Here is a 16833-nt window from a genome sequence, read left to right on the forward strand (position 1 = left end):
TATGCTAGATAATTGGCACGCCTGGTCGACTTGTCAACTCCTCAGGGCGACGGATAAGCCTCGACGCCGGCAGCGCTCACTCGGTGCGAGATGAGCGGCAGGCCTGGATCGGCCTCGTCGGTGATGACGACAGCGGAGCGAAGTGCCTGTCGCCCGCTCGAGATACCGGCTCGATCGCGCGCGAAAATCGTCGCCATCGGTTCGCCTGCCTCGACCCAGTCGCCCGGACGTCCTGTGATGACAAAGCCCACTGACGGGTCCGCGATGTCCTCGACGCGCGTTCGCCCGCCGCCCATTTCGATGATCCCGCGTCCAATCGTCCTCGGCTCGACGCGCGCAATGAAGCCACGGCGCGGTGCTCCAAAGATCTCGCATTCGAGCGCTTGGGGGAGAAGCGCCGGATCATCGACCACACCTGGGTTACCTCCCTGTGCTTCGATGATCTGTTTGAAACGTTCGGCTGCCTGCCCCGACTCGATGGCGCGCTGCAACAGGCGGCGCGCTGCTGCTCCATCCTTGGCAACGCCAGCAAGGAGCAGCATCTCTGCGCCGAGCGCGTACGTGACTTCCATGAGATCGGCGGGGCCTTCGTTCTTGAGCGCGGCGATCGCCTCTTCGAGTTCGAGCGCATTGCCGCACGCGTGGCCGAGGGGGCGATCCATTGCCGTGACGAGCGCGACGACGGGACAACCATGATCCGCGCCGAGTTTAATCATGACGTCGGCGAGTTCGAGCACGCGCTCGAGTTCTGGGAGAAACGCGCCGCTGCCGCGCTTCATGTCGAGCACGAGTCCGGTGAGATCTTCCGCGAGCTTTTTGCTCATGATGCTGGCAGCGATCAGCGGAATGGATTCTACCGTGGCCGTGGCATCGCGCAGCGCGTACATCTTTTTGTCGGCGGGCGCGATCTCTGGCGTTTGCCCGATGAGAACGCAGCCGAGTCGCTCGAGCTGCGCGCGCGCTTCGGCCAGCGACAGGTCGGTGCGAAAACCCGGGATCGACTCGAGCTTGTCGAGCGTGCCGCCCGTGTGGCCGAGCGAGCGGCCGGACATCATGGGCACAGCGACGTCGAGCGATGCAACGAGTGGTGCGAGCACGAGCGAGACCTTGTCGCCCACGCCACCAGTCGAGTGCTTGTCGATTCGTGGGCGACCGAGATGGCGGAGCTCGAGCCGGTCGCCGCTCTGAAGCATTGCCTCGGTCAGCGATGACGTTTCGATGCGATCGAGTCCGCGAAGAAAGCACGCCATGAGCAGCGCAGCCATCTGGTAGTCGGGCACATGCCCTTTCGCATATGCCAACGCGATGGCGCGCCATTCGCCGGGTTCGATGCGTCCGCCGTCGCGCTTACGCTCGATGAGGCGATGTGCGAGCATTGACTGGTCTTTGGGGTATGATCATCCAGCCACCCCGTTGAGATGGAGTCGTATGAAACTGATCCCGGCACTGGTTGCGGTGACGCTGGCCGCGAGTCGAGTTGCGCACGGCCAAGTCGCGACGGACACGACCTACGACTGGTTCGTCAAAGCGGCACACGCCGCCGTGGACAGTGGCGAATTCAATTCGAGCGACGAACGCCGTAAGGCGTTGTATCGGAACGCCGAACAGTATGCGCGGCGCGCAGTCGCGGCAAACCCAAACGACGCCGAAGGGCATTTTCAGCTCGCGCGAGCGATTGGCCGCAACGCGCTCACCATGGGCACGCGCGATCGAATCAAATACGCGGCCGAAGTTCGCGAACAGGCACTCGACGCATTGAAGGCGAACCCGAAGCATGCGGGCGCGATGCATGTGATGGGCGAGTGGAACGCGCAGGTGATGCGACTCAACGGCTTTTCGCGAATGGTTGCCAAGAACTTCCTCGGCGGAAAAATCTTCGGCGAGGCGAGTTGGGAGAGCGCCCAGAAATACCTCGAAGATGCGGTGGCGATCGAGCCAAACCGCATCGTGCATCGCTTGGATCTGGCCGCGGTGTACGTCGACCGAAACCAGAAAGCGAAGGCGATCGAGCAGTACGAATGGATTGCCCAGGCGCCGGTGACAGACTTCAACGACGCCCGGTACAAGGAGGAAGCCGCTCGCCGGCTGAAGGAGCTGCGATAAGGGCTAGACGTTCTCTTCGTGGTCGCGCTTGGCCCGTCCGTTATGGTGCCAGTGCGAACGCCGGCTTTGCATCGCGTCGTGCAGCTCGTCGCGGAGGTCGTCCCAGACGTCTCCGCCGCGATGGGCGAGCCGCCGCCCGCGATTTGCGATGGCGTGGCGGGTATCTTCACCCGACTGGGGCGCGAACAGCAGGGCGATTCCGGCCCCGATCGCGAGTCCAATGGCGATTCCCGCCACCAGAGACGTCGTCCGATCCCGGCTCCCTGCCCGGCTTGGCCAGCGCGGATTGGTTGTTAGCGGAGTCAGATCGGGGGTTCGGAGCCGGCCAGCGAGGCTAGAGTCCATTTTCGGTGCGTGTTTACCGCGGGTGGAAGGGCCGGCGTACGACATCGGTTGACGTCTCCATATTTCTTGGTAAGGATTTTGCGGCTATCCGAGACGAATTGAGCTGTGTGTCGGTCCGGGAGCCGGAACAGATCGTTGATTCCCCCTTTCTCCCGCCCCCTTTGTACTGCCTATGACCGCGAACGGAAAAAAGACGGTTCTTCTCGTTGAGGACAACGAAGACAACCGCATCGTCTATTCCACCATCCTGCGCCACTTCGGTTACGCCGTAACCGAGGCGCTGAATGGCGAGGAAGGCATCGCGAAGGCGCGCGCGGAAAAGCCGGACCTGATCCTCATGGACATCTCGATCCCAGTAATCGACGGATGGGAAGCAACTCAGGTACTCAAGCACGATCCACAGACCCGCGAGATCCCGATCATCGCGCTGACGGCGCACGCGTTGGCGTCGGACCGAGAGAAGGCGATGGAAGTCGGTTGCGATGGCTATCTCGCGAAGCCGTGCGAGCCCAGGGCGGTCGTGGCGGAAGTGCAACGGTTCCTGGGGAAGAGTGATGGATCGCCCTGATCCCGAAGCACCACGCATCCTGATCGTCGACGATCACGAGGACAACGTCGAGCTGCTGCGCGCGCGACTCGAGGCGTGGGGCTATCGGTCGGAAACCGCGGGAGACGGGGCTGAGGCGCTCCGGAAGATCGAAGAGTCGCCGCCGGATTTGGTCCTGCTCGATGTGATGATGCCCAAGATGGACGGCATCGAAGTCGCCCGCCGGGTGAAGGCAAATCAGTCGCTACCATTCATCCCGATCATCATGCAAACCGCGCTCGACGCGACCGAAAACAAGGTCGAGGGGCTCGAGGCGGGCGCCGACGACTACATCACCAAGCCGATCGACTTCGCCGAGCTCAAAGCCCGGCTGACGTCCATGCTCCGGATCAAAGGGCTCCAGGACGAGCTGGAGGAGCGCGAGCGCGAATTACTCGAGGCAAACGAACGTCTGCGATACATGTCACAGACAGATGGCCTCACTGGACTCGACAATAGGAGGAACCTCGAGGAACGATTGGGGGAGATGTTCGAACATGCACGCCGGTTGAACGAATCGTTCTCCTGCGTCATGTGCGATCTCGATCGGTTCAAGAGCGTGAACGACACGTACGGCCACCAGGCCGGCGACGCGGTGCTCAAACAGTTCGCCAAGATTCTCAAGGACGAAGTCCGAGAGATCGATCGCGTTGGGCGGTACGGCGGGGAGGAATTCATGCTGCTCCTTCCCGGCACGGTGCTGGACGCTGCAGTGACGTTCGCGGAAAGGGTGCGAAAACAAGTCGAGTCACATACATTCACGTTCGATCAGACCTCGATCAAGCGCACGGCAAGCTTCGGTGTTTCGGCGTGGCCGCATCCACGAATTGGTAATTGCGATGGGCTCATGCGGGCCGCCGACGATGCGATGTACGTAGCGAAAGAAACCGGTCGAAATCGCGTCGTGCGATTCGACAGCGACGAGTTCAACGAGCATCTCGCAGCGGAAGATGGATCAGAGCAACCCACAGGCGACGTACAGCCCGCCGTTCCCCCTGTCGCCGACGCTGGAGTCCGATGGGAGGGACGATGAAGTAGCTCGGCTCCGCGCCCGCGTGGCCGAGCTGCAGCGCGAGCGCGACCATCTCGTCGCGATCGTCGACATCCTCCAAGAGATTTCGTCCTCCCTCCACTTCGTCGACATTCTGCAAGCGATCGCGCGCAAACTGGGCGATGCCTTTGGCCTCGACCGCTGCGCCATCTTCCTCTCTGGCGATCAGAACGAAGTCCGCCTCGTCGCCAGCTACGAAGATCCAACGATCCGGAATCTCGTCGTCGATCTCAATCGCTATCCTGAGCTCAAGCGCGCGCTCGATTCGGGTGAGACCGTGTTCATTCCCGACGCCGCCAGCGACCCGTCGTTGCGCAGCATCAAGAGCACGCTCGACACGCGCAACGTCCGTTCGATCGTCGTCGTGCCAATTCAGTGGCAGTCGGCGGTCATCGGCGCGATTTTCCTGCGCACCGATCGCGACGCCGAGCCGTTCTCCGACGGCGACGTTCGTTTCTGTCAGGTTGTTGCGTCGCTCACCGCCAAGGCACTGCGCAACGCACACCGCTTCGAAGCCCTGCTTCGCGACCAAAAGGACGCGGCGCATGGCCAGCGGCAGTCAGACCTGCAGCGAATCGCGCTCATCGCCTTCATCCGCCGCCTGCTCGATCGTTACACGAAGAGCGACGATCACATCTGGGCAGAAACACTGCTGCCCAAGGCGTCCGACGAAGAACTCGATCGCCTGGTGACGGTCGCGATGCAAGTGATCGATGAAGAGGCCAAGGGATAGGTCTCAGGTCACTGGTCCCTGGTCTCTGGGTGATATGGCGAAAAGGAGACGGCGAGCACGCGCCTTCTCCTTTTAGTTTTCCCCACACTCGCTAATCGCACTTCCGAGTCCCGCTTTCGATTTTCTCAGTGTCGAGCATCGATCCTACTCTCTCCGCACGCGCTGACACGCTACGACGCGACCTCGAACGCGCGTCGTACGAGTACCACGTCCTAGATCGACCGACGATCTCGGACGCCGAATACGACAAGCTCTATCGCGAGCTTCTCGTACTCGAGGAGAAGTACCCTACCCTTCGCACGGCTGACTCGCCAACGCAGCGCGTGGGCGCCGAGCCAGCGAGCCAGCTCGCCAAGCATCAGCATCTCGTGCCGATGCTGTCGCTCGCCAACGCCTTCAACGAAGAAGAACTCGCGGCGTGGGAAGAACGACTCGTCCGCATGGCTGGCGACGACGTGCTTCGGTCGGGCTACTACTGCGAGCTCAAGATCGACGGCGGCGCGATCAGCCTCACCTATCGCGACGGCGTGCTTGTCGAGGGCACGACGCGCGGAAACGGACAGATCGGCGAGAGTGTCACCGCGAACCTCCGCACGCTGCGCGACATCCCGCTGCGATTGACCGGATCCGGCCATCCGCCGGTGATGGAGATCCGCGGCGAAGTGTACATGTCGTATTCGGGCTTCGAGCGGACGAATGAACAGCGCGCAGCGGCTGGACTTCCGGTCTATGCGAATCCTCGAAACACCGCGTCAGGCGGCATTCGTCGACTCGATCCCAAGGACAGCGCCGGACTGCCGCTGCACTTCTACGGCTATGCGATCGCCCTACCCGACGGTGGCGCGCTGCCCGTATCGACGCAGGCCGCGTTGCTCGAACTGCTCGCATCGTGGGGCATTCCCGTCGCGCCACATCACAGGCGCGCCGAAACGCTCGCCGAGGTACACGCGTGGGCGTCGGAGGTCGAACACAAGATTCGCGGCCAACTCGATTTCGCGATCGATGGCGGCGTCGTCAAAGTCAATTCCCTCGCGCTCTGGCCCGACCTCGGCGTCGTTGGCGGGCGCGAGCCGCGATATGCAATCGCGCGAAAGTTTGCGCCCGACATCGCCGAGACGAAGCTGCTGGCCATTGAAGTGAACGTTGGTCGCACCGGAACGATCAATCCGTTCGCGATGCTCGATCCAGTCGAGATTGGCGGCGCGCAGGTGAAACTCGCGACGTTGCACAACTTCGACCTGATCGCCCGAAAAGATCTTCGCGTCGGCGACACCGTCCAGGTGAAGCGCGCCGGCGAAGTGATTCCGCAGATCATTGGCCCGGTGCCAGAGAAGCGCGAGGCAACGGGCGGTCCCCAGCCGTACGTGCCGCCGACACACTGCCCGTCGTGCGGCACGGCGCTCGTGCCCGGCACCGAACAGGGCATGTTGTACTGCCCAAACTTCGAGTGTCCCGGTCGTCGGCTCGAGAGTCTCGTGCACTTCGCGTCGCGGAACGCGATGGACATTCGCGGATTGTCATACGCGCGCATATCGCAGCTCGTCGACGCCGATCTGATTCGGGACGCGGCGGACCTCTACCACCTTCGCACTGAACAGCTCGTGGCGCTCGACCGCCTCGCCGAGAAGAGTGCGGAAGGCTTGGTGAGTGCGATTGCCGCGTCCAAGGCCCAGCCACTCTCCCGGTTGCTCTTCGGACTCGGCATCAAGGACATTGGCGAGACCGTCGCGAAGCAGATTGCGCGACACTTCGGAGCCATGGACGCGATCGCCGCGGCGTCGCTCGATGACGTGCTCGCCGTGCATGGAATCGGTGAGACGATCGCCGAGTCGCTCGTATCATGGTTTTCTGATGAAAAGGCGCGGTCGCTGATCGATCGGCTTCGTGACGCAGGTCTCACTTTCGATGAGCCGCGGGTCCAAACGAGCGGTGCCCTGAAGGGGCTGACAATCGTCATTACAGGGACGCTTCCGACGCTGTCGCGCGAGCAAGCCAGCGCGTTCGTCGAGGAGAATGGGGGCCGAGTCGCGAGCAGCGTATCGAAGAAAACCAGCTACGTCGTGGTCGGTGAGGACGCGGGCAGTAAGCTGGAGAAGGCGCAGGCGCTGGGCGTGACGATCATCAGCGAGGAAGAGCTCCTGAAACTCGCTGGCGGCTAAACGGAGGAGAACTCGATGTCAGCACCAATCGACTTGCCGGGAAACGCACTGGTCGCGATGACGCGCGACTCGCTCCTCGCCCTGCGCGTATCCCTGTTTCGCGACGTCGGGCCGAACGCCGCCGCTCTGCTGCAGGAAGCCGGCTTCGCTGGCGGCCAGGCGCTGTTCGGTGCCTTCGCGAATTGGCTCTCGTCGCGCGGCCTGCCGGCACCCGAGTCGCTTCCCGCCGGCGAATTCGCCGTGTACGCCACGGATTTCTTCCGGGAGGCCGGCTGGGGCTCGATCGAGCTCGGCGCCCTCGATTCGGTGGCAACGGTCGATTCTGCTGATTGGGCCGAGGCCGATCCGGCTTTTCCGTTGGATTTTCCGGGCTGCTACTACACGTCGGGTGTGATGGCCGATTTCTTCGGCCGCCTCGCGGGCGAAGCGGTCGCGGTGATGGAGGTGGAGTGTCGCTCGATGGGCGGAGAGCGGTGCCGTTTCCTGGTGGGGACTGGGGAGACACTCCAGCACGTATACGACGAAATGGCGCAGGGGGTCGTGTACACCGAGGCTCTCGGCGGGCAGTAACGGGGGCGGTCTTGAACAGGGGTTGAGCGCCAGGCCGACATCGCGAGGGGTACGGCGAGCCCAAGCATGAAGCTGTGAGCCTGAAGCGGTGAGTTGTGAGCTAGTCCTCGTCTTCGAGCAGGCGCTTACGGTAGGCAAACGTCATTCGGCGGATTTCTTCGGCCTCGGACGAGAAGCGGCGCCATTTTGGCTCGGCGAGAGCGCGGCGATCGCGAGCGCTCAGGAGATGGTATTCGGTCTCCGACGCTGATTTGATGCTGATCGCCAGAAAGCGCGCAAATTCTCGCGTGCTCTCCGCGACGCATCCTTCGACGATATTGGAGGGCACGGAGTCCGCGGCCCGAGTGAGCTGCGAACGCAGCGTCGCGAATTCGTTTCCGCGGAGGCTGCGCGCAGCGTCGTGGATCGCGATGGCCAGCGCATGCGCTCGGCGCCAGATCTCGAGACGATGGTAGTCGCGCATGGCGCACGTTGGCACGAAGCCTCGCGTCGACAGCCATCCTGAGAACTCTCACGGAAGCAAATCGCCTCACGGCGCAAGCTGAAAGCTCAGAGCTATCAGCTCAAAGCTTGAAGCTTGAGCTCACGGTACCCGTCGAGAGGCCGGCAGACGCGCGCCAGACACCGAGCAGCTATCGCGCCTTCAACGCGTCCGCGTAAAGCGGATTGGCGAGTAGTTCCCCATCGATGAGCACTTCACGATCCCACGGCAGTACGATCGTGCTCTCGGTGGCCAACGCGTGGAAGTCGGGAACGAAGGGCCCCGTCTGGAACGCCACTGCCGTCCGAACCTCCGACGCGCCGGCGTTCACCATGGCGGCAACTGCAAGGCGGATCGTATCGCCGGTGTCGCACGTTTCGTCGACGACGAGGACGCGGCGGTTGCGGACCGACGGCGGCGCCGCAGACAGGACGGCAGGCGTCTCACGTACGGTGTCGGCGCCGAAACGACGGCTCACCACCATCGAGTGAAATTCGCGCTGGAGAATCGCGGCGATCACGGCGGCGGGCACCACACCAGCCGTTGCAATACCTACCACGACTTCTGGGTCGTAAGTACGCGAGACTTTGAGGGCGAGGCCGCGAGAAAGCTCACCGAAGAGCGGCCACTCCACCTCGAATACGCCCTTCGAATGCTCGATCGTCGTGCGGCGTGGCGACATGTTCGTAACCTACCCGGCCCGGGATACGCGTGGAAGCTTGTATGGTCGAGGCGCACGAGGTGCGTTTCAGAGGGAAATACTGTTGCTCGCATCGGACAGAAGGGATAGCTTTGCCGCACGCCGCGTCGTTCCTCCCGGCTCGCCTCGATCTGGCCGATTTTGTCGTCCTATACCCCTTCCTAGTCGAATGTCTTGGTGGAATCGCCTGACCGGCGGGAAGTCCGAGGGCGCCCCGAAGCCTCAACGCCTGGACTACTTGAGCGAAGCCATGGCGCTGGAGCGGCAGGGAGATTTCGACGCGGCCCTCACTTCGTACAAGCTCGCGCTGCGCGACCGGCCGAACGACACGAAGATCCTGCAGAACATGGCGATCGCTTTCACGAAAACTCATCGCCCTGAAGAAGCGATCCGCTACTACCGCCACGCGCTCGAGATCAATCCGGACCTGTCCGGTGCGAACTACGGCCTCGCCTTCTTGCTGCTGAAGCGCGGCGACCATCCGGGCGCCGAACGGCACCTCGAGGCATTTCTCGCGAAGCCGCCCTCGGGGCCAGAAGCCGAGCGCTGGGTGAGGCACGCGCAGTCCACACTCGAAACGTTGCGCGCCGGCGAAACGATCCCAGACGAACCCGAGCAATAGCGTGGGAAGAGTTCTCGCGGTCGTCAGTCAAAAGGGTGGCGTCGGCAAAACGACGACCGCGATCAACTTGGCGGCCGCGCTCGCCCGTCGCGGGCATAAGACGCTGCTCATCGACGCCGACCCGCAAGGCTCTGTCCGCTTCGGGCTCGGCCTCAGCCAGTCCAACACGCGCGTCGGACTTTCCGACTACCTGGCCGGAACGCACGAGATGCACAAGGTCGTGCGCACGACGCATCTGCCGTGGCTGCGCGTCGTATCTGCCGGTAGCGTGACAGAAGCGACGTCGCACGAGCGATATCACCAGCAATTCGTCGAGTCGCCTCGGACCGCAGAGCTGTTCTCGCGCGCACGGCAGCGCGGCTACACCGTCATCGTCGATACCCCGCCCGGACTCGGCTCCATCGTGCATCGCGTGCTCGCGTATAGTCAGCACGTGCTCGTGCCGCTGCAATGCGAGCCGTTGGCGCTGCAAACCACGACCCAAATTCTGCGTGGCATTCGCGCGTCGCTGGCAGACAATCCCGGGCTGTCGCTCGAAGGGATTTTGCTCACGATGGTCGAAGCCGGAAATCCCGCGTCGGAACGGGTGGCCGCATATGTGCGGGAACAGCTACCCGCTGGACTGGTACTGGATATGTGGGTTCCGCGGACCCCTGCGTCGATCGACGCATTCGCGGCTGGGCAGCCGGTTGTGCTGCGCTCACCCCACGATCCGGCGGCCGAGGCTTATCGCGCGCTCGCCGACCACCTCGCTGGAAAACTCGAGTGATTCCTCGGCACGTCGCATCGGTTTTGTTGGCTGGACTCGTGCTCGCGGTCGCGTGCATCGACATGTCGGCGCCCAAGGGGCCAGCATCGATTTCGGACATCAAGCTGCCGTCGCCGTCCGTCATCGTGAACGACACGATGCGCGACAGCTTGGGCAAGATTGCGCCGATCAGAGTCTTCTCGTACGACGCGAATGGCGTTCCGATCGCGACACAGGGAACCGAGTTCTTCATTACCGATTCCGTTCCCGCCGCACACTTGGGTCCGCTCAGCACATTGATCGGCGACCGAATCGGTACGATTCGCATTCTCGGTCAAGTGAACCAACTGCAGACGACTCTCGTGACGATCCCGGTGACCTTCCGGCCGGCGAAGATCACGCCGATCAAGCCGGACACCGTCCGCGCGCAGGCAACGGGCGACACGTCTGCGAAATTTCGAACGCCAGTAAGCGCTCGAGTCTCCAGCAGTCAGGATAGCTCGTCGTTCGGGATCATCGTGCAATACGGGCTCATCAGCGCGCCTGCGTCGATCGATCCGCAGAACCCGGCCGTGTACATCACCGACGACAATGGCAAGCGGTCGCCTCTCGATACAACCGACGGAACGGGAATCGTGACTCGACAGTTGACCGTCGTCCCCGCGTTTCTTCGCGATACGGCGCTCCTGCTCGGACACACGGTCGGCTTAGCGAAGGTGGTGGTATCCGCATCATACGCTGGCCTGCCTTTAGCGAATTCACCGGATACGATCGATGTTCCGATCAAGGTCACATTTGCGACCTCGTCCATAGTTCCTTTACGTCGCCCGACGACGGGTGACATACTCGCTCCCCTGCGCTCGAAAAGAGGCACCCGATGGGCACGAGCGGTGGTCCCAGGAATTCAGCGCCCGGAACGCTAACCCGTCTCTTCTTCGACGCGGTTACGACGTACCACAAGCCCGACGCGCTTCAGGTCAAGCGCAACGGCAAGTACGAGCCGATCTCGCACGACACGCTCGCGCTTCGCGTGCGCCGCACGTCGCTCGGTCTCGAAGAGCTCGGTGTGCGCCCGGGAGACCGCATCGCGATTCTCTCCGAGAATTGTCCGGAGTGGGCCATCGCCGACTACGCCTGCCTCATGCTCGGCGCCGCCGACGTGCCGATCTATCCGAATCTGCCAAGCGATCAGGCCGCGTACATTCTGCGCGATTCGGGTTCGGTGGCGATCTTCGTCTCGAATGCCGAGCAGGCCGCGAAAATTGCCGCGATACGCGGCGACTGCCCCACGGTCCGGCACGTCATCTCGTTCGCCGAGAACACGCCGGGTGCCGACCTCACACTCGCGGCGGTCGAGGCACTGGGTGCGACCGTAGACAACGAAGCGCGGCGCGGCGTATACCTCGATCGTGCGATGGGCGTGCGTCCCGACGATCTCGCCACGATCATCTACACATCAGGCACCACCGGTGAGCCGAAAGGCGTGATGTTGACGCACGACAACATCTACTCGAACGTCGACGCGTCGCGCGTCTCCATTCCATTCGCTGGCAACGACGTTGGACTGAGCTTCCTTCCGCTGTCACACATCTTCGAGCGGATGTCGGGGCACTATCTCATGTTCGCCACGGGTACGAGCATCGCGTACGCCGAGTCGATCGACACCGTGCCGCTGAACCTCACCGAGGTTCGGCCGACGCTCGTGCTCTCTGTGCCGCGACTCTATGAAAAGATGTACGCGCGTGTGCTCGAGAACGCGCTCTCCGGCGGCGAGATCAAGAAGCGCATCTTCTTCTGGGCGCGGGGCGTGGCTGACCGTTGGGCCGACGTCAAACTCGCCGGAGGCACGCCGACAGGACTGCTGGCGTTGCAATACAAGATCGCGCAGAAATTAGTGTTCTCGAAATTGCAGGCGCGCACGGGCGGCCGGATGCGATACTTCGTGTCTGGCGGCGCGCCGCTCGCGCCGGAGATCAACAAGTTTTTCTACGCCGCCGGCCTCGTGATTCTCGAGGGTTACGGCCTCACGGAAACGTCGCCGGTGATTTCGGTGAACATCCCGCGCGCGTTCCGTCTCGGAACCGTGGGCAAACCCGTGCCTGGCGTGGAAGTAGAGATCGCCCCCGACGGTGAGATTCTCACCCGCGGTCCGCACGTCATGAAGGGCTACTTCAACAAACCAGCGGCGACCGCCGAATCCATCGACACGGCCGGCTGGTTCCACACCGGCGACATCGGTGAACTGCGCGACGGCTTTCTGGCGATCACCGATCGGAAGAAGGACATCATCGTCACTGCCGGCGGCAAGAACATCGCCCCGCAGCCGATCGAGAATAAGATCAAGACGAACAAGTATGTCAGTCAGGCCGTGATGATTGGCGACAAGCGCAAGTTTCCGATCGTGCTCGTCGTACCGAACTGGGATTCGCTCGAGAAGTGGGCAAAGCTCAACAACATCCTCTGGACCGATCGGCGCCAGCTGTTGGCCATGCCGACGGTACAGAAGAAGATGGAGAAAGAAGTGATGGAGGAGGTTTCGGGTCTCGCGCGATACGAGATGCCGAAAAGGATCGCGCTGCTCGAGCACGACTTCTCCGTCGAGCGCGGCGAGCTCACACCGACGCTCAAAGTCAAGCGTCGCATCGTCGACAAAACGTACAAGTCGGTCATCGACTCACTGTACGAGAACGCCGAAGGCGAAGTCGAGGAAGCCGGGGCGCGTCGCTAGCTCAGGTCTCAGTGGCCGGCAATCAAACTGCCGGATGATTGGAAGCCGGTTTCCGGCCGTTTCCAATCATCCGGCAGTTTCCGTTTTACTAGTTCTTGGATTCGTCCTTTGATGGGGCTCGTCGGAGCGAAATAGGCGCGCTCGTCGTTCCCGCCAACTTTGCCGCCGCGACCCACACGTCCTCGTCGCGCGCCAGCTCAACGAGATCGGCCGGCACGGCAACGCTCGCCGGCCCCAACATTCGTCCGCCCGAGCGGAGGCTCGCCACGAGCGACGCGACCATCGCCTCACTCGCATTCGCATCGAACGCCACCGCCTGCGCCGAGCCACGAGCGATCGGAGCGACCTCGGTGCTGACGATCGAAACTCCGTCACCCGACGCAATGCCGACCGGCGGATTGATCAACAACAGTTGCGCTGGCGTGATGCCACGGAGAATCGGCGCATGCGCGCCCCACGCGCCCTGCAGCACTGCCGTCATTCTCGCATCGGTGAGATCGAGCGCCGCCGCGAGACGAATCGCTTCCTCTTCACTCGGCGGGCGAAAGCCTGCATGCGGCACGTTCTCCGCGAAATACACGATCCCATCGCGAATGGGATATTCGGCGAGACACGATGGACAACCAAGCACGCCATCGACGATGTCGCGGTCGTCGGCGCGATCGATCGACGCGACGAGCCAGGTTTCCTCGTGCGGGCGCGGACAGCGGAGCGTATCGACCAACGGAAGAAACACGAACTCCTCAGCTCCGAGAGAGACGCAATTCGTCGACGTTCACGTCCGGCGGCTGCGACACGACGAAGCGCACTGCGTCGGCTACTGCCGTGGAGCGCAGCATGTCGCGACGTGGTGTGAAACCCGGACGAGAATCGGGGTCGATCTCATCCCACAGCTCGGTGTCGACGGCGCTTGGCGATACGAGAGTCGCACGCACACCGCTGCCACGCAGTTCGGCGCGGAGCACCTCGTGCAACGCACGAAGACCGAACTTGCTCGCGGCGTACGCACCGTTCTCGGGGAACGTCACACGATCGGCGACTGATCCAATTGTCACGATGTGCCCGGTGCCACGCGCGCGCATGTCGCGCAGAAAGGCGCGCACGAGAAGAAACGGTGCGACGAGGTTCACGTCGAGCGCCGACCGAAAATCGTCGACCGCGGTGTCTTGCACAGGCGAGAGTTTGAATGCGCCCGCGTTGTTGACGATCACGTCGGGCGCGCCGCGCAACTCGCGCGTGACATTCTCGGCGAGACGAGCTACTGCGGCCTCGTCAGCCACGTCGCACGGCATGGCGACGGCCTGCGCACCGAGTTCCGCCGCATGTGCCGCCAGTGCGCCGGCCGAGCGCGCGACGAGGATCACGCGCATTCCCTCGCCAATCAACGCGCGAGCGATGTCGAGCCCAATCCCTCGGGACGCGCCCGTAACGACCGCGGAGCGGCCTTGCAGCGCGCTCATGCCCCGTTGTACTCGACGTAGTTGTTCGGCGTCTCCCAAAGGACGAGCCGGGTCAAACGCGCCGGCGCGATCGCCGGCTCGAGCACGCGCCACATCTGGACGATGATGTTCTCAGTCGTCGGAATGACGTCGCGCATGAAGTCGACTTCGAGATTGAAATTTCGATGGTCGACCTTGTCGATGACCTCGCGTTCCACGATGCGCTTGAGGACGCCGAGATCGATCACGTAGCCGGTGCGTGGATCGATCTCGCCCGTGATCGACACGTCGAGCATGTAGTTGTGCCCGTGCCAGTTCGGGTTGTTGCATTTCCCGAAAATGGCAATGTTCTCAGCGTCGGACAGCGCTGGATTGTGGACACGATGCGCCGCGTTGAAGTGCAACCGGCGAATGACGGTAACCTGTGGCATGGCATTCATGGCCAAGGGTCGAACAAAGAACGAGCCCCGTGGTCTGCACCACGGGGCTCGAAGAGTCGGTCCGGAGAGGGTTTTGTGAAGCCCGGTCGAATTATGAGGTCCTCACCACCAACCTTTCGCCTTCCCCCGCACTGGGGGCATGACGTCGGTGATAGATTATCGAACCCACCCGAAAGGACTTGTTGGCTCAAAAACTGAGTTCTCCGTCCCGAGTGTTCCTTCTCACTCGTACAGCTACAATTTAAGATCGAACGCGCAACAGGTCAAACATGGATCTCGGTATTCTTGGTGGTATTGCGCTGCTCATCATCTGGGCAGTTGGCGTCTGGTTCGATGGACCAGGGTGGATTCACCTGCTGTTGACCGTCGGCGTATTCGTCATCATTTGGCGCATCGTCGTACGCGGCGATCGGCGTCAACCGACACCGCCATCCTCATGACGCGGTGGCTAGCAGCATAGCAACACCCCAACACAGTGTGAGCAGAGTCACGGGCACACCGGCGCGCAAATAGTCGACGAACCCTATCTGCTCACCACGCGCTTCCGCGCGTTCGGCGACGATCAAATTCGCCATCGAACCGAGTAGCGTGAGGTTACCGGCGAACGTCGAGCTCATTGCCATCACGAGCCACGTGAACGTGGGCTTCGCGACAGTTGGAACAACCGGCAACCACAGAATTACCGCGGGCACGTTCGATACGAGATTCGAGAGCCCGAGCATTGCTGCCGAGGTCAACACTGCGTCGTGCAATGGCGCCCCGCGCAGCTGCGCTCCCGCTGACGATGTCATCGACGCAACGATCGGAAGATCACGCGCGCCGCGCATCACAACGAACAACGCGCCGAAGAACAGAAGCAGCGACCATTCCACTTTGGCGAACGCGAGCACCGGATCTCGCCGCGAAATGGCGAGTAGAACTGCCGCAGCAGTGATCGCCACGAGCGGCAACGATAAGCCAGCGAGCCAACCAATCAACGCCCCGGCAAAAACGATCAGCGAGCGCACGATGAGCGGGCCATCCATCGCTGCCGCGGTCGCCGGCACGGTGCGCTGAAGCGGAACGGCGAGCTCGGCTCGGAACAGAAAGGCCAGTACACCAAAAACGATGACGAGTCCGCCGAGCGACGGCAGCGCGAGCGCAGCAACGAAGTGGGCGAATGGAATCCCACTCGCAACGCCGATGAGCATGTTCTGCGGATTACCCATTGGTGTCATCGCGCTGCCGACATTCGATCCGAGCGCAACCGCGAGCAGGAACGGCAACGGCTTTAATCCGAGCGGGCGAACGACCGCAATCACGAGCGGCGTCAGCACTAGGCAGATCGTGTCGTTCACAAAAAACGCCGACAAGATTCCGCTCGCCGCAACGATGGCGGCGAGCAACGAGCGTGCGGACGTCGAGCGCGCGACGATTCGCTCCGCGGCCCATTCGAAGAAGCCACCAACTTCGAGGAATCCGGTGATGATCAGCACGCCGAGCAGAAAGACCATCACGTCGAGGTCGATCGCCGCGTAGGCGTCGCGCAACGGCAGGCCGCCTATCGTCACCATTGCGACTGCGCCGAGTAGCGCTGCCGCGGGACGGTTGAGCCGGAGACCAGGAACCTGCTGTGCCGCAATCAGCAGGTACGTGACGACGAGTATGACGAGTCGGGCGTTGGCCACCCCGAACTACATCGGCTCGCGAACCACAGCCGTGCTCTGACGGAGCACAGAACCGATATTGAATTCAACTACCTGCCCAAAACCCACGCTCACACCCGGCGACGTGTACGAGCCTCGGCCACCGATCGGTGTTGCTGTGAGCACGATCTGCTGTCCGTTCGCCACCGACCAACTCACCTTGAAATCGGCGCTACCGTTACCGGACACTTGGCCGAGTCGACGCGAAACACCGCCGGCGACTACCGCCACGTTCATGTCGAGAAAATTCTCATTCTTGACGTGCACCGGAATCGGATCGTGCGACGGCTCTATCTCCTCGTCCGGGTGGTTGCGCGCACACCCAGCAACCAACGTCAGCGCGAGCGCCACGAAGGTTCGGCGGACTGCTCGTCCAGCAATGGCGCGTCCCGCGCGAGTGGGGAAAACCGGCATCACGGGTTGGAGGCGCTGCATGTTCGAAG

The 16833-nt window shown here is 62.5% G+C and carries 20 protein-coding genes; 11 read left to right on the forward strand and 9 right to left on the reverse strand.

Features of this window, described 5'->3' with window-relative positions:
- Positions 1 to 41 precede the first annotated feature (41 nt).
- Positions 42 to 1376: a thymidine phosphorylase gene (locus AC6H4Z_RS18900; RefSeq protein ID WP_497543519.1), complete on the reverse strand. Its 1335-nt coding sequence runs from the start codon at positions 1374 to 1376 to the stop codon at positions 42 to 44.
- A gap of 52 nt (positions 1377 to 1428) precedes the next feature.
- Here AC6H4Z_RS18900 and AC6H4Z_RS18905 point away from each other — a divergent pair, with 52 nt between their 5' ends.
- Positions 1429 to 2103 carry a hypothetical protein gene (locus AC6H4Z_RS18905; protein ID WP_497543520.1) on the forward strand — a complete coding sequence of 225 codons (675 nt, stop codon included), beginning with the start codon at positions 1429 to 1431 and terminating at the stop codon, positions 2101 to 2103.
- Positions 2104 to 2106: 3 nt separating this feature from the next.
- Here the strand turns inward: AC6H4Z_RS18905 and AC6H4Z_RS18910 are convergent, their stop codons facing one another.
- Positions 2107 to 2340 (reverse strand): YtxH domain-containing protein, encoded by a 234-nt coding sequence (locus AC6H4Z_RS18910; protein ID WP_497543521.1) that lies wholly within the window; start codon positions 2338 to 2340, stop codon positions 2107 to 2109.
- 280 nt (positions 2341 to 2620) lie between these two features.
- Between AC6H4Z_RS18910 and AC6H4Z_RS18915 the strand changes: the two genes are divergently transcribed.
- From AC6H4Z_RS18915 to AC6H4Z_RS18935, 5 genes are all read left to right on the forward strand, one after another.
- Positions 2621 to 3016 (forward strand): response regulator, encoded by a 396-nt coding sequence (locus tag AC6H4Z_RS18915; protein WP_497543522.1) that lies wholly within the window; start codon positions 2621 to 2623, stop codon positions 3014 to 3016.
- The gene (locus AC6H4Z_RS18920) at positions 3003 to 4067 is read left to right on the forward strand and encodes a diguanylate cyclase (protein WP_497543523.1); all 1065 of its coding nucleotides are present in this window, start codon (positions 3003 to 3005) and stop codon (positions 4065 to 4067) included. The genes AC6H4Z_RS18915 and AC6H4Z_RS18920 overlap by 14 nt, the downstream gene beginning before the upstream one ends.
- A 22-nt stretch (positions 4068 to 4089) precedes the next feature.
- Positions 4090 to 4818 (forward strand): GAF domain-containing protein, encoded by a 729-nt coding sequence (locus AC6H4Z_RS18925; protein WP_497543524.1) that lies wholly within the window; start codon positions 4090 to 4092, stop codon positions 4816 to 4818.
- Between the two features lie 128 nt (positions 4819 to 4946).
- Positions 4947 to 6977, forward strand: a complete 2031-nt coding sequence (ligA, locus tag AC6H4Z_RS18930) for an NAD-dependent DNA ligase LigA (RefSeq protein ID WP_497543525.1) — start codon at positions 4947 to 4949, stop codon at positions 6975 to 6977.
- Between the two features lie 15 nt (positions 6978 to 6992).
- Entirely contained in the window at positions 6993 to 7547 is a 555-nt protein-coding gene (locus tag AC6H4Z_RS18935; RefSeq protein ID WP_497543526.1) for a V4R domain-containing protein, read from the forward strand.
- Positions 7548 to 7647: 100 nt separating this feature from the next.
- On the opposite strand, the gene AC6H4Z_RS18940 is transcribed toward AC6H4Z_RS18935, so the two are convergent.
- Together AC6H4Z_RS18940 and AC6H4Z_RS18945 are read right to left on the reverse strand one after the other, a co-directional pair.
- On the reverse strand, positions 7648 to 8010 hold the full coding sequence (locus AC6H4Z_RS18940; RefSeq protein ID WP_497543527.1) for a four helix bundle protein: 363 nt from the start codon (positions 8008 to 8010) through the stop codon (positions 7648 to 7650).
- Positions 8011 to 8179: 169 nt separating this feature from the next.
- Entirely contained in the window at positions 8180 to 8710 is a 531-nt protein-coding gene (locus tag AC6H4Z_RS18945) for a phosphoribosyltransferase (protein ID WP_497543528.1), read from the reverse strand.
- Positions 8711 to 8897: 187 nt separating this feature from the next.
- Here AC6H4Z_RS18945 and AC6H4Z_RS18950 point away from each other — a divergent pair, with 187 nt between their 5' ends.
- From AC6H4Z_RS18950 to AC6H4Z_RS18965, 4 genes are read left to right on the forward strand one after another with little or no spacing between them, the layout of a single operon-like run.
- Positions 8898 to 9350, forward strand: a complete 453-nt coding sequence (locus AC6H4Z_RS18950) for a tetratricopeptide repeat protein (protein WP_497543529.1) — start codon at positions 8898 to 8900, stop codon at positions 9348 to 9350.
- Position 9351: 1 nt separating this feature from the next.
- Entirely contained in the window at positions 9352 to 10119 is a 768-nt protein-coding gene (locus AC6H4Z_RS18955) for a ParA family protein (protein WP_497543530.1), read from the forward strand.
- Positions 10116 to 11021: a hypothetical protein gene (locus AC6H4Z_RS18960; RefSeq protein ID WP_497543531.1), complete on the forward strand. Its 906-nt coding sequence runs from the start codon at positions 10116 to 10118 to the stop codon at positions 11019 to 11021. Before AC6H4Z_RS18955 ends, AC6H4Z_RS18960 begins: the two co-directional genes overlap by 4 nt.
- Positions 10976 to 12826, forward strand: coding sequence for an AMP-dependent synthetase/ligase (locus AC6H4Z_RS18965; protein ID WP_497543532.1), 1851 nt, complete (start codon positions 10976 to 10978; stop codon positions 12824 to 12826). The genes AC6H4Z_RS18960 and AC6H4Z_RS18965 overlap by 46 nt, the downstream gene beginning before the upstream one ends.
- 88 nt (positions 12827 to 12914) lie before the next feature.
- Here AC6H4Z_RS18965 and AC6H4Z_RS18970 read toward each other — a convergent pair whose 3' ends face one another.
- From AC6H4Z_RS18970 to AC6H4Z_RS18980, 3 genes are read right to left on the reverse strand one after another with little or no spacing between them, the layout of a single operon-like run.
- Positions 12915 to 13562 (reverse strand): hypothetical protein, encoded by a 648-nt coding sequence (locus AC6H4Z_RS18970; protein WP_497543533.1) that lies wholly within the window; start codon positions 13560 to 13562, stop codon positions 12915 to 12917.
- A 7-nt stretch (positions 13563 to 13569) separates the two neighbouring features.
- Positions 13570 to 14286, reverse strand: a complete 717-nt coding sequence (locus AC6H4Z_RS18975) for an SDR family oxidoreductase (protein ID WP_497543534.1) — start codon at positions 14284 to 14286, stop codon at positions 13570 to 13572.
- Positions 14283 to 14696, reverse strand: coding sequence for a 6-carboxytetrahydropterin synthase (locus AC6H4Z_RS18980; protein ID WP_497547064.1), 414 nt, complete (start codon positions 14694 to 14696; stop codon positions 14283 to 14285). The genes AC6H4Z_RS18975 and AC6H4Z_RS18980 overlap by 4 nt, the downstream gene beginning before the upstream one ends.
- 278 nt (positions 14697 to 14974) lie before the next feature.
- On the opposite strand from AC6H4Z_RS18980, the gene AC6H4Z_RS18985 reads away from it, so the two are divergent.
- Positions 14975 to 15145: a hypothetical protein gene (locus AC6H4Z_RS18985; protein WP_497543535.1), complete on the forward strand. Its 171-nt coding sequence runs from the start codon at positions 14975 to 14977 to the stop codon at positions 15143 to 15145.
- Here the strand turns inward: AC6H4Z_RS18985 and AC6H4Z_RS18990 are convergent.
- Both AC6H4Z_RS18990 and AC6H4Z_RS18995 read right to left on the reverse strand, forming a co-directional pair.
- Positions 15140 to 16372, reverse strand: coding sequence for an anion transporter (locus AC6H4Z_RS18990; RefSeq protein ID WP_497543536.1), 1233 nt, complete (start codon positions 16370 to 16372; stop codon positions 15140 to 15142). The two genes, AC6H4Z_RS18985 and AC6H4Z_RS18990, sit on opposite strands and share 6 nt — an antisense overlap.
- 6 nt (positions 16373 to 16378) lie before the next feature.
- On the reverse strand, positions 16379 to 16825 hold the full coding sequence (locus AC6H4Z_RS18995; protein ID WP_497543537.1) for a hypothetical protein: 447 nt from the start codon (positions 16823 to 16825) through the stop codon (positions 16379 to 16381).
- Between the last annotated feature and the right edge of the window lie 8 nt (positions 16826 to 16833).

It is taken from the genome of Leucogemmata humicola (assembly GCF_055379415.1).